The organism is Pseudomonas sp. EL_65y_Pfl2_R95, from assembly GCF_963971045.1.
In the GTDB taxonomy this organism is placed as follows: domain Bacteria; phylum Pseudomonadota; class Gammaproteobacteria; order Pseudomonadales; family Pseudomonadaceae; genus Aquipseudomonas.
In genome coordinates this window covers 739981-752993 of record NZ_CAXAOV010000001.1, presented here as the reverse complement: position 1 = coordinate 752993, position 13013 = coordinate 739981, and the positions used below count along the sequence as shown (strand labels likewise).

Here is a 13013-nt window from a genome sequence, read left to right as displayed (position 1 = left end):
ATCGTTATGGATAAAGCCAAAGACGGTGGCCCGGCACCCGCAGTGCCGCGCCATGTGGCCGTAATTATGGATGGCAACAACCGCTGGGCGAAAAAGCGCCTGTTGCCGGGTGTTGCCGGCCATAAAGCCGGTGTTGATGCGGTACGTGCGGTTATCGAGGTGTGTGCTGAGGCTGGGGTTGAAGTGTTGACCCTGTTCGCCTTCTCCAGTGAAAACTGGCAGCGCCCGGCTGATGAGGTCGGCGCATTGATGGAGTTGTTTATGAGTGCCTTGCGCCGCGAAACGCGCAAGCTCAATGACAATGGCATCAGTCTGCGGATTATCGGCGATCGTTCGCGCTTTCACCCCGAGTTGCAAAACGCGATGCGTGAGGCGGAGGCGCAAACCGCCGGTGAAAAGCGCTTTATCCTGCAGATCGCCGCTAACTACGGTGGTCAGTGGGATATCGCGCAGGCGGCGCAACGCCTTGCTCGCGAAGTGCAGGGTGGGCATTTGCAGCCCAACGACATCACCCCGCAACTGCTGCAGGGTTGCTTGGCGACCGGTGATTTGCCGTTGCCTGATCTGTGCATCCGCACGGGCGGCGAGCACCGCATCAGTAATTTCCTGCTGTGGCAGTTAGCCTACAGTGAACTGTATTTCACCGACCTGTTCTGGCCCGACTTCAAGCACGACGCCATGCGTAAAGCGCTTGCAGACTACGCCACTCGACAGCGGCGCTTTGGTAAAACCAGCGCGCAGGTAGAATCTGAGGCGCGGAATGCTTAAACAACGAGTAATCACGGCGCTGGTGCTGTTGCCCATCGCCCTGGCTGGTTTTTTTCTACTGAATGGCGCTGCGTTTGCGCTGTTTATCGCTGCAGTCATCAGCCTCGGAGCCTGGGAGTGGGCACGCTTGGCTGGCTTTGACTCGCAACCCTTGCGAGTCGCCTATGCTGCGCTGGTTGCAGTGCTGTGTTGGCTGCTCTATCTGCTGCCTGTTCTGGCTACGCCGGTGCTATTGCTGGCAATAATATGGTGGGGCGTTGCCACCTGGCTGGTCCTGGGTTACCCGCAGAGCAGCAAGCATTGGGCTGGCGCACCGCGTAAGTTAATCATTGGTTTGCTGATTCTGCTGCCGGCTTGGCAAGGCCTGGTGTTGTTCAAGCAATGGCCGCTGGCTAACTGGCTGATTATTGCCGTTATGGTGCTGGTGTGGGCGGCCGACATTGGTGCGTACTTCTCCGGTAAGGCCTTTGGTCGGCGCAAATTGGCCCCGCAGGTCAGTCCTGGCAAGAGCTGGGAAGGCGCGATCGGCGGCTTGTGCACCTGTCTGGTGATTACCCTGATTGTAGGTTTGGTGCGCAGTTGGAGTGCCGGTGAAATGATCGGGGCGCTTATTGGGGCTGCGATTGTGGTGATGATCTCCGTGGTCGGTGATCTGACTGAAAGCATGTTCAAGCGTCAAGCCGGGGTTAAAGACAGCAGTAACTTGCTGCCGGGTCATGGCGGTGTGTTGGACCGTATCGACAGCCTTACGGCCGCTATTCCAGTATTTGCCGTACTGCTGCTGTTATCGGGTTGGGGCAACCTGTGAGCCTTCAGCAAATCACTGTATTAGGGGCCACTGGCTCTATTGGTCTCAGCACCCTTGATGTGGTTGCTCGGCATCCAGACCGTTATCAGGTGTTTGCCTTGACTGGCTATAGTCGTCTGGATGAGCTGCAGGCGTTGTGCTTGCAGCATCGGCCGGCTTTTGCCGTGGTGGCAGACGAGGCTAGCGCCAAGCGCTTACAGGGCGCGCTGGTCGCTGCCGGGTCAAAAACCGAAGTGTTATTTGGTGAGGCAGCCTTGTGTGAGGTTGCCGGCCATGGCGAGGTGGATACGGTTGTTGCCGCAATAGTCGGTGCAGCAGGGCTGCGCCCGACACTTGCGGCTGTAGAGGCTGGCAAAAAGGTGTTGCTGGCCAATAAAGAAGCCTTGGTGATGTCTGGCGCACTATTTATGCAGGCTGTTCATGACAGCGGTGCGGTCTTGTTGCCGCTCGACAGCGAGCACAACGCCATTTTTCAGTGCCTGCCCGGCGACTATTCACGGGGGCTTTCTCAGGTAGGGGTGCGGCGTATTTTGTTGACCGCGTCCGGCGGTCCCTTTTTGCAAACCCCGCTTGAGCAGCTGGCTACAGTGACTCCTGAACAGGCGTGCGCGCATCCAAATTGGTCGATGGGGCAAAAAATCTCAGTCGACTCAGCCAGCATGATGAACAAAGGCCTTGAGTTAATTGAGGCGTGCTGGTTGTTTGACGCACAACCTGCGCAGATTCAAGTGGTGATTCATCCGCAGAGCGTGATTCACTCAATGGTCGACTATGTCGATGGTTCGGTGTTGGCCCAGTTGGGTAATCCGGATATGCGCACGCCAATCAGTCACGCCCTGGCCTGGCCTGAGCGAATTGATTCGGGTGTTTCCCCCCTTGATTTTTTTGCCTTGGCGCGTTTGGATTTCGAGGCGCCTGATGAGCAGCGTTTTCCTTGTCTGCGTTTAGCCAGGGAGGCAGCAGAGCAGGGGGGCACCGCGCCAACCTTGCTTAATGCCGCCAATGAAGTGGCCGTCTCGGCATTTTTGCAGCGTCGGATCAGTTTTGCGCAAATCCCGAGTATCATAGACCGGGTTTTAAGCAGCGAGCCCGCCACTGCGGCCACCTGCTTGGAAGATGTTTTTGCTGCGGATAGCCGGGCAAGGACGCTGGCAGCACAATGCGTTAACCAACGCGGAGAAGCGTGATGAGTGCGTTGTATATGATTGCCGGCACCCTGATAGCCTTGGGTGTGCTGGTGACATTCCATGAATTTGGCCACTTTTGGGTGGCACGGCGTTGTGGCGTCAAAGTGCTGCGCTTCTCGGTCGGCTTTGGCACCCCTTTATTGCGCTGGCATGATCGCCAGGGCACTGAATTCGTGTTGGCTGCGATCCCGCTGGGTGGCTATGTAAAAATGCTCGATGAGCGTGAAGGTGAAGTGCCAGTTGAAGAGGCCCATCGCTCGTTCAATCGCAAAACAGTCGGCCAGCGTATCGCCATTGTCGCGGCCGGCCCAATAGCCAATTTTCTCCTGGCAATCGCATTTTTCTGGTGTGTGGCACTTTTGGGCAGCCAGCAGGTTCGCCCGGTCATTGGTAATGTGGCTGAGTCGAGCTTGGCAGCCGATGCGGGTTTGGTGGCAGGACAGGAAATTGTCGCCATAAATGGCGAGCCGACCAATGGTTGGTCAGCCGTCAATTTGCAGCTGGTTCGGCGCTTGGGTGAGAGTGGTGTGCTTGATGTTACAGTCAAGAATTCCGGCTCAACGGTGCAGAGTGCAGAGCAAATCCAGTTAAAAGACTGGCTTCAAGGTGTTGAAGAGCCAGACCCGATCGCCGCGTTGGGTATACGCCCGTGGCGCCCTGAGATAAAGCCTGTACTGGCTGAAGTGGACCCCAAGGGGCCGGCAGCTGCCGCAGGTTTGCAGGTTGATGATGAGCTCGTTGCGCTTGATGGCAAGGCCCTGAGCGATTGGCAGCAAGTGGTCGATGAGGTGCGGGCATTGCCGGGTAAGTCGGTAACCTTGCAAATTATTCGTGCCGGTCAGTCGCAAGATGTAGGGGTGACGTTGGCGGCGCGAGGCGAAGAGGGCGCGCGTAGCGGCTATCTGGGCGCTGGAGTGAAACCTGTCGATTGGCCGCCGGAAATGCTCCGCGAAGTCAGCTACGGGCCTCTGGAGGCCGTTGCCGAGAGTGTTAAGCGCACTTGGACCATGAGTGTGCTGACGCTCGACTCGCTGAAGAAAATGCTGTTTGGCGAGCTCTCGGTAAAAAACTTGAGCGGGCCGATAACCATTGCTAAAGTGGCGGGCGCTTCAGCTGAGTCGGGTGTAGGAGATTTTTTAAACTTCCTCGCTTATCTCAGTATTAGCTTAGGGGTTCTCAATCTTTTGCCTATCCCTGTGCTGGATGGGGGGCATCTGCTTTTTTATCTGGTCGAGTGGGTGCGTGGTCGCCCATTGTCTGAACGGGTGCAGGGTTGGGGGATGCAGATTGGTATCAGTTTGGTGGTTGGGGTGATGTTGCTTGCCCTGGTTAACGATTTGAGCCGGCTGTAACCGCTTCTGAATTACAAATCTGTCGCCTTTAGCGGCAGATTTTTTATCGCCAGTTGGAATAAGAAAGGACTTCATGAAACGTCTGCTGCTACCTGTGGTTCTCGCCGCATTGATGATCGCCGAAGTTCACGCCGAGTCCTTCACCATCTCCGATATTCGAGTCAACGGCCTCCAACGGGTGTCCGCTGGCAGCGTTTTCGGTGCCTTGCCGTTGAATGTCGGTGGTGAAGCCGATGATCGCTCCTTGGTTGAAGCGACGCGTGAACTGTTTAAAACCGGTTTCTTCCAGGATATCCAGCTTGGCCGTGATGGCAATGTACTGGTTATTACTGTGATTGAACGCCCTTCAATTTCCAGTATTGAAATTGAAGGTAACAAGGCGATCACGACCGAAGATCTACTCAAGGGCCTTAATCAGTCAGGCCTGGAAGAAGGTGAGATCTTCCAGCGTGCAACCCTTGAGGGCGTACGCAACGAATTGCAGCGTCAGTATGTTTCGCAAGGCCGTTACTCAGCGAACATCGACACCGAAGTGATTCCGCAGCCGCGCAACCGCGTTGCGTTGAAGGTCAAGATCAACGAAGGCGAAGTGGCCGCTATTCAGCACATTAACGTGGTGGGTAACACAGTCTTCCCGGATGACGACCTGACCAGTCTGTTTGAGCTGAAGACCACCAACTGGTTGTCGTTCTTCAAAAACGATGACAAGTACGCCCGTGAGAAGCTCTCGGGTGACCTGGAACGCCTGCGTTCTTATTACCTCGATCGCGGCTATATCAATATGGACATCGCCTCGACTCAGGTATCCATTACCCCAGACAAGAAGCACGTCTATATCACCGTCAACATCGATGAAGGTGAGAAATACAAGATTCGTGACGTACGCCTGAGCGGTGACCTCAAGGTCCCGGAAGAGGAAGTGCGCAAGTTGTTGCTGGTCAAAGAAGGCCAGGTCTTCTCGCGTAAAGTGATGACCACCACCTCTGAATTGATCACCCGTCGACTGGGCAACGAGGGTTACACCTTCGCCAACGTCAACGGCGTACCAGAGCCCCACGATGACGATCACACCGTTTCGGTAATGTTCGTGGTTGACCCAGGCAAGCGTGCCTATGTTAACCGCATCAATTTCCGTGGTAACACCAAGACCGAAGACGAAGTTCTGCGCCGCGAAATGCGTCAGATGGAAGGCGGCTGGGCTTCAACCTACCTGATCGACCAGTCTAAAACGCGCCTCGAGCGACTTGGCTTCTTCAAAGAAGTCAACGTTGAGACGCCGGCTGTTCCGGGTACTGATGACCAGATCGACGTTAACTACAGTGTTGAAGAGCAAGCTTCAGGTTCGATTACCGCCAGCGTCGGTTTCGCCCAGAACGCCGGTCTGATTCTGGGTGGCTCTATTACCCAGAACAACTTCCTCGGTTCGGGTAACAAGGTCAGCCTCGGTTTGACCCGCAGTGAATACCAGAGCCGCTATAACTTCGGCTTCGTAAACCCCTACTGGACGCCAGACGGTGTCAGCTTGGGTTACAACCTGTTCTTCCGCGAAACTGACTACGATGAGCTCGACACTGACGTCGCCAGCTACTCGGTAGACAGCTACGGTGCAGGCATGAGCATTGGTTATCCAATCAGCGAGACCTCGCGTCTGACTTACGGCCTGACGGTTCAGCAGGATGACATCGACACCGGTATTTACACCGTTGATGAAATCTATGACTTCCTTGAAGAGGAAGGTGACAGCTACCTGAACTTCAAAGCCTCGATCGGCTGGTCTGAATCGACCCTTAACCGGGGCGTGTTGGCGAACCGTGGTCACTCGCAGAGCCTGGTGCTTGAAACCACCGTTCCGGGCAGCGACTTGTCGTTCTACAAACTTGACTACCGTGGCCAGATCTTCACCCCGCTTAGCGATAACTACACCATGCGTTTCCATACGCAACTGGGTTATGGCGATAGCTACGGTTCCACCTCTGAGCTACCGTTCTACGAACATTACTACGCGGGTGGTTTTAACTCGGTCCGTGGTTTTGAAGACAGCAGCTTAGGCCCGCGCAGTACCCCAAGTGTGGTGCGTAACGATCAGGGCGAGATTATCTACGGTGTGCAGGATGCCAATGGTCGCTACACCGACCCGGATCAGGACCCGCTTCCATTCGGTGGTAACGTACTGGTTCAAGGGGGCGCTGAATTGCTGTTCCCACTGCCGTTTGTGAAGGATCAGCGCTCGCTGCGTACTTCGCTGTTCTGGGACGTCGGTAATGTATTTGACACCAACTGCTCATCTGCTCAAAAGGCAGAAAGCGATAGCTGCAACATTGAGTTCGGCAATATGGCGAGCTCTGTCGGTGTCGGTTTGACTTGGATCACCGCGTTGGGCCCGTTGAGCTTCAGCTTGGCAATGCCAGTTAAAGAACCGGATGATGCTGATACTCAAGTATTCCAGTTCTCCCTTGGTCAAACGTTTTAATCGGTTAATCACCGATCAACAAAAATGGATTTTTGCAGGAGTGTACCGTGCGTAAATTTACTCAAGTTGTTCTGTTAAGCGTTGCTATGCTGTCGGTTGCTACCCCGGCCATGGCCGAAATGAAAATTGCTGTATTGAACTACCAAATGGCCCTGCTCGAATCTGATTCAGCCAAGCGTTATGCCGTTGATGCCGAGAAAAAATTCGGTCCACAGCTGAGCAAGTTGAAGAAGCTGGAAAGCGATGCCAAGAGCATTCAGGATCGTTTGGTAAAAGGCGGCAAGAGCTTGCAGACCGCTGAGCGCGAGCGTCTTGAACTCGACTTCAAGCAAAAGGCCCGTGACTTCCAGTTCCAGTCCAAAGAGCTTAACGAGCAGAAAGCTGCCGCTGACCGCGACATGCTGAAGAAACTCAAGCCAAACCTGGACAAAGCGGTTGAAGAAGTCATCAAGAAAGGCAGCTTTGACTTGGTTCTCGAGCGTGGCGCAGTTATTGATGTCAAACCTCAGTACGACATCACTCGCCAAGTTATCGAGCGCATGAATCAGCTGCGTTGATCATGAGCGAACCGGTTTACACGCTGGGTCAGTTGGCCCAGCGTCTCGGCGCTACACTGCGTGGCCCAGCCGACAAGGTCATCACGGGTTTGGCCACTTTGCAGGATGCCAATGCGCAGCAGCTGAGTTTTCTGGCTAACCCCCAGTACCGCAAGCACCTGGCAAGTTGCCAGGCCGCTGCGGTGCTGTTGACTGTGGCTGATGCACAAGGCTACAGCGGCGATGCCTTGATTGTGGCCAATCCGTATTTGGCTTATGCCGAGCTGTCCCATGCCTTTGATCGCAAGCCCGTTGCCGCTGCCGGGGTTCACCCGAGCGCGCTGGTGGCTGCAGATGCACAGGTTGATGCGACCGCCAGTATTGGCCCATTTGCTGTGATTGAAAGCGGTGCAAGCATTGCTGCCGGGGTTACGGTTGGTGCGCACTGTGTGGTTGGTGCGCGCTCAGTGATCGGTCAAGGCGGCTGGTTAGCACCGCGTGTGACCATCTATCACGATGTTCGCATTGGCACTGGCGTGGTGATTCAGTCGGGTGCAGTGCTGGGCGGCGAAGGTTTTGGTTTTGCCAACGAGAAGGGTGTCTGGCAGAAGATTGCGCAGATTGGCGGTGTGGTCATCGGCGATAATGTTGAAATTGGTGCTAACACCACCATCGACCGTGGTGCGTTGGCCGACACCTTGATTGGCAATGGCGTTAAGCTGGACAACCAGATCATGATCGCACACAACGTTCAGGTGGGTGATAACACCGCCATGGCGGGTTGTGTGGGCATCTCTGGCAGTACCAAAATTGGCAAGAACTGCATGATTGCAGGTGGTGTGGGCATGGTTGGCCACATCGAAGTGTGTGATGGGGTCTTTGTCACCGGAATGACCATGGTCACGCGTTCTATTACTGAACCAGGCTCTTATTCGTCTGGTACAGCGATGCAACCCGCAGGTGAGTGGCGTAAAAGTGCAGCACGTATTCGTCAGCTTGACGACATGGCGCGCCGCCTGCAACAGCTGGAAAAACAGCTGGCTGCGGTGACTTCTAGCGGGAACGCCTCATCTGATGCTTGAGCACGGCTAAAGTCGTGCTCTTCTTTTTTTACTACAGGCTTCTCTGGAAATGATGGACATCAACGAAATTCGCGAGTACTTGCCGCATCGCTACCCGTTTCTATTGGTAGACCGCGTCGACAACCTAGACGTAGAAGGCAAGACTATTCGTGCCTATAAGAATGTCAGCATCAATGAGCCATTCTTCAATGGTCATTTCCCTGAGCATCCTATTATGCCCGGCGTACTGATCATCGAAGCGATGGCTCAGGCGGCAGGCATTCTTGGCTTCAAGATGATGGATCTGAAACCGAGCGACGGCACGCTGTACTACTTTGTTGGCTCGGATAAACTACGCTTTCGTCAGCCTGTTGTACCGGGCGACCGACTGGTTCTCGAGGCGAAGTTCCTCAGCACCAAGCGCAGTATTTGGAAATTCGAATGTAAAGCCAGTGTCGACGGCAAGGAAGTCTGTTCAGCTGAAGTGATCTGTGCGGAACGCAAATTATGAGTTTGATTGACCCTCGTGCCATTATCGATCCCGCTGCCAAGCTGGCTGACGACGTTACTGTCGGCCCGTGGGCGATTATCGGGCCCGATGTAGAGATTGGTGAGGGTACAGTGCTTGGGCCTAATGTAATCATCAAAGGGCCAACTCGAATTGGTAAACACAACCGTGTGTATCAATTCGCATCCTTGGGGGAAGACACCCCCGATCGGAAGTACAAAGGCGAGCCAACCCGTCTGGTCATTGGCGATCACAACATCATCCGTGAAGGTGTCACCATGCACCGCGGAACGATTCAAGATCGCGATGAAACCACAGTGGGTGACCACAACCTGATCATGGCTTATGCGCACATTGGTCATGACAGCGTTATCGGTAATCACTGCATCCTGGTTAACAACGTCGCACTGGCGGGGCATGTACACATTGGTGACTGGGCTATTTTGTCTGGCTACACCTTGGTGCATCAGTTCTGCCACATTGGCGCGCACAGCTTCGCCGGTATGGGCACAGCGATTGGCAAGGACGTCCCGGCGTATGTCACCGTTTCCGGCAACCCAGCCGAAGCCCGCAGCATGAACTTTGAAGGTCTGCGCCGCCGTGGTTTCTCTGCCGAGTCGATTCATGCGCTGCGCCGCGCCTACAAGACGGTTTATCGCCAAGGGCTGACCATTGAGGAAGCCTTGAAGGAGTTGGCGGAACCGTCTAACGACTTTCCTGAAGTTGCGGTGTTCCGAGACTCGATCCAGGCCTCCCAGCGCGGCATCACACGCTAAGCATGGCTCGTATACGTGTAGCGCTGGTCGCCGGTGAGGCTTCCGGTGACATTCTAGGCGCCGGTTTAATTCAAGCATTGAAGCAGCGCCATGGCGATGTCGAGATTATTGGTGTCGGCGGCCCACTGATGGAAGCCGAAGGCTTGCAGTCCATCTTTCCGATGGAACGGTTATCTGTGATGGGCCTGGTTGAAGTGCTTGGGCGCTTGCCTGAGCTGCTCAAGCGTCGTCGCCATCTGCTGCGTGACCTGATCGCGGCCAAACCCGATGTTTTTATTGGCATTGATGCCCCGGACTTCAATCTCGACCTGGAGTTGAAGTTGCGCCGTGCCGGAATTAAAACCGTGCATTACGTCAGCCCGTCCGTGTGGGCGTGGCGGCAAAAGCGTGTGCTGAAAATTCGCGAAGCCTGTGACTTGATGCTGACGCTGTTTCCGTTTGAAGCCAAGTTCTACGACGAGTGCCAAGTGCCGGTGCGGTTTGTGGGGCACCCTTTGGCCGATGCGATTCCGTTGCAGGCTGATCGCCAAGCCGCCCGTGAAGCCCTTGATCTGCCGCTTGATGGTCCTGTGGTTGCGTTAATGCCGGGCAGTCGTGGTGGGGAAGTTTCACGCCTGGCCCCTGTGTTTTTTGATGCGGCTGAACGGTTGCGCAATTTACGCCCCGGCATTCAGTTTGTTGTGCCTTGCGCTAATGCGCAGCGCCGTGAGCAAATCGAGCAATTGCTGGTCAATCGCGACTTGTCATTGAAGTTGCTCAATGGCCAATCGCATCTGGCCTTGGCCGCCTGTGATGCGGTACTGATTGCGTCAGGCACTGCAACACTTGAGGCCTTGTTATACAAAAGACCGATGATAGTGGCTTATCGCTTAGCGCCGCTGACCTTTAAAATTCTCAGTCGCATGGTCAAGAGCCCTTACTTTTCGCTGCCTAACTTGCTGGCTGAGCGCTTGTTGGTGCCTGAGCTTATTCAAGACGCGGCAACGCCCGAAGCCTTGGCTCAGTTGTTAGCCCCGTTGGTGGACGGTGGTACTGAGCAGACGTTGGGCTTTGATCAGATTCACCGCACTTTGCGCTGTGATGCTTCGGCCCAGGCCGCCGAAGCAGTGCTTGAATTGATTGAGCGCGACTGATGCAGCTCGGCTTGGATTTCACCACGGTTGAAGCGCTGGTTGCCGGAGTCGATGAGGTCGGCCGTGGGCCACTTTGCGGTGCGGTAGTGACGGCCGCCGTGATCCTCGATCCACTGCGGCCGATTCTCGGTTTGAATGATTCGAAGAAGCTCACCGCCGCGCGCCGCGAAAAGCTATTTGATGAGATCCGTGAGAAGGCCTTGTCGTGGTGCATCGCCCGCGCCGAAGTCGAAGAAATCGATCAGCTGAATATTCTGCATGCCACCATGTTGGCCATGCAGCGTGCAGTCGAGGGGCTGAGTGTCACGCCAAAGCTGGCGCTTATTGACGGTAATCGTTGTCCGCAGCTGAAAGTGCCAAGTGCCGCCGTGGTCAAGGGCGATAGTCAGGTTCCGGCAATTGCCGCCGCATCAATTCTGGCTAAAGTCAGCCGTGACCGTGAGATGCAGGCGTTGGATCTGCAATACCCGGGTTATGGCATAGCCGGGCACAAAGGTTACCCAACTGCAGTTCACTTGGAAGCGCTGCGACGTTTGGGGCCAACGCCAATTCACCGCCGTTCATTCGCACCTGTGCGCATGCTTCTGGCTGAATAACCTGATTTTTGGCCAAAATGTCGCCACGCTGACCCAATTGGTCGCACCTTTACATGCAGCCATCCGCTGTAATGCTGGAAAGTCTCTGCCCTTTCGCTGTCTACACTGTCTTAGTGCCATTGGCGCTATTTGCAGCTGAAATTCTTTTGCGCAATCGCGCAGTCTTGCTCGTCGTTATCGTTGCGTCCGAGTTTAATTTTCTGGGGCCCACTCAAGGCCCTACGGATAGCCGCACCATGCGGATGGGAGTGATCAATGCAAGATATCGCCACTCAGGTCGTTGATATTCTCAATGGCTTAATCTGGGGCAAAATCCTTATCTGGCTGTTGGTCGGTAGTGGTTTGTATTTCACGGTCAGGCTGGGGGCAATCCAGTTTCGACAATTTGGTCATATCTTCAGCGTGTTGAAGGGCAGTCGGCAGAGTGATGATGCAGGCATTTCATCTTTCCAGGCGCTCTGCACCTCGCTGGCGGCACGGGTGGGCACCGGTAATATTGCCGGTGTAGCTGTGGCGATCACCTTGGGTGGGCCAGGGGCGATTTTCTGGATGTGGTTAATTGCCTTGATCGGCATGGCCACAGGTTTCGTCGAAGCTACTCTGGCCCAGTTGTTTAAAGTCCGCGATGAGGCGGGTCAGTTTCGCGGTGGGCCGGCGTATTACATGGAGCGCGGCCTGAATGCGCGCTGGATGGGGATTCTGTTCTCGGTATTTTTGATCCTTGCCTTTGGCTTTGTGTTTAACTCGGTACAGGCCAACACCATCAGTAATGCACTCACCGGGGCCTTTGCCCTTGAGTGGGGAACATTCAGCATCGGTCAAAGCGTGATTCCGCTGGCATCGGCTGTTATCGGTGCGGGCTTGGTAGTGCTGACTTCAATGATAATCTTCGGTGGCCTGCGTTCGATTGCCCGGTTCTCCGAGTTAGCGGTTCCGGTTATGGCGGCAGCTTATCTGCTGATTGCGCTGGTAATCATCGTCATCAATATCAGCGAAATTCCAGCGGTACTGGCGCTGATCTTCAAGAGCGCTTTTGGCTTGCATGAGGCGGCGGCTGGCGGTATTGGCGCAGCGATCATGAACGGCTTCAAGCGCGGTTTGTTCTCCAACGAAGCCGGTATGGGTTCAGCCCCGAATGCGGCGGCATCGGCCACACCCTATCCGCCACACCCGGTATCACAGGGTTATGTGCAAATGGCCGGTGTGTTTATCGACACCATGCTGATCTGTACCGCATCGGCTGCAATCATTCTGCTCGCACAAGTGCCAACCGGCAGCGCGGCGGGTATTACCTTGGTGCAAGATGCCTTGAGCAGTCAGTTGGGCGGTTGGGCCAAGTACTTCTTGACCGTGGTGATCCTGTTCTTCGCGTTCACCTCCATCGTGGCAAACTACTTCTACGCGGAAAACTGCCTGGTATTCCTCGAGCACAACCATAAGGCAGGCCTGTTGATCTTCCGCCTCGTGGTTTTGGCGATGGTTATGTTTGGCGCCTTGGCATCCTTGCCGTTTGTCTGGAACCTGGCGGATGTGTCTATGGGGCTGATGGCGATTACCAATCTGGTGGCGATTCTGTTGTTATCCAATCTGGTGTTCAAGCTGGCCAAAGATTACAACGCTCAGCGCAAAGCCGGGCTGCTGCCCACCTTCGATGCGGCCCAGTATCCAGAAGTGCAAGAGAAGCTCGAAGCCGGTATTTGGGATGACCGTAAGCCGGTATGATTGTTGAGCCTGTATCGGTCATGACTCGATTAAGCTGTTAGGGTTGATCAACTCAGGCTGATGTTTTATCCAAGGCCCGGTACAATCCGGGCCTTG

General features: G+C 55.0%; 12 protein-coding genes. All 12 read left to right on the top strand.

The window, feature by feature from the left end; all coding sequences use genetic code 11:
• Positions 1–6: 6 nt before the first annotated feature.
• Positions 7–768 (top strand): polyprenyl diphosphate synthase, encoded by a 762-nt coding sequence (gene uppS, locus AACY09_RS03590; protein WP_339486108.1) that lies wholly within the window; start codon positions 7–9, stop codon positions 766–768.
• On the top strand, positions 761–1576 hold the full coding sequence (locus AACY09_RS03585; protein WP_339486107.1) for a phosphatidate cytidylyltransferase: 816 nt from the start codon (positions 761–763) through the stop codon (positions 1574–1576). The genes uppS and AACY09_RS03585 overlap by 8 nt, the downstream gene beginning before the upstream one ends.
• Positions 1573–2763: a 1-deoxy-D-xylulose-5-phosphate reductoisomerase gene (gene ispC, locus AACY09_RS03580; RefSeq protein WP_339486106.1), complete on the top strand. Its 1191-nt coding sequence runs from the start codon at positions 1573–1575 to the stop codon at positions 2761–2763. Before AACY09_RS03585 ends, ispC begins: the two co-directional genes overlap by 4 nt.
• A complete protein-coding gene (gene rseP / locus AACY09_RS03575) occupies positions 2763–4115 on the top strand; it encodes a sigma E protease regulator RseP (protein WP_339486105.1) in 1353 nt (450 codons plus the stop codon). The genes ispC and rseP overlap by 1 nt, the downstream gene beginning before the upstream one ends.
• Positions 4116–4188: 73 nt before the next feature.
• Positions 4189–6585: an outer membrane protein assembly factor BamA gene (bamA, locus tag AACY09_RS03570; protein ID WP_339486104.1), complete on the top strand. Its 2397-nt coding sequence runs from the start codon at positions 4189–4191 to the stop codon at positions 6583–6585.
• Positions 6586–6632: 47 nt separating this feature from the next.
• Complete coding sequence (locus AACY09_RS03565) at positions 6633–7142, top strand: OmpH family outer membrane protein (RefSeq protein WP_339486103.1); 510 nt, start codon at positions 6633–6635, stop codon at positions 7140–7142.
• Positions 7142–8203, top strand: a complete 1062-nt coding sequence (gene lpxD, locus AACY09_RS03560; protein WP_339487067.1) for a UDP-3-O-(3-hydroxymyristoyl)glucosamine N-acyltransferase — start codon at positions 7142–7144, stop codon at positions 8201–8203. The genes AACY09_RS03565 and lpxD overlap by 1 nt, the downstream gene beginning before the upstream one ends.
• 49 nt (positions 8204–8252) lie before the next feature.
• Positions 8253–8693, top strand: coding sequence for a 3-hydroxyacyl-ACP dehydratase FabZ (gene fabZ, locus AACY09_RS03555; RefSeq protein WP_339486102.1), 441 nt, complete (start codon positions 8253–8255; stop codon positions 8691–8693).
• Complete coding sequence (gene lpxA / locus AACY09_RS03550; RefSeq protein WP_339486101.1) at positions 8690–9466, top strand: acyl-ACP--UDP-N-acetylglucosamine O-acyltransferase; 777 nt, start codon at positions 8690–8692, stop codon at positions 9464–9466. Before fabZ ends, lpxA begins: the two co-directional genes overlap by 4 nt.
• A gap of 2 nt (positions 9467–9468) precedes the next feature.
• Entirely contained in the window at positions 9469–10599 is a 1131-nt protein-coding gene (gene lpxB / locus AACY09_RS03545; RefSeq protein ID WP_339486100.1) for a lipid-A-disaccharide synthase, read from the top strand.
• Entirely contained in the window at positions 10599–11195 is a 597-nt protein-coding gene (gene rnhB / locus AACY09_RS03540) for a ribonuclease HII (RefSeq protein WP_339486099.1), read from the top strand. The genes lpxB and rnhB overlap by 1 nt, the downstream gene beginning before the upstream one ends.
• A 255-nt stretch (positions 11196–11450) precedes the next feature.
• The gene (locus tag AACY09_RS03535) at positions 11451–12917 is read left to right on the top strand and encodes an alanine/glycine:cation symporter family protein (RefSeq protein WP_339486098.1); all 1467 of its coding nucleotides are present in this window, start codon (positions 11451–11453) and stop codon (positions 12915–12917) included.
• The last annotated feature ends 96 nt before the right edge of the window (positions 12918–13013 follow it).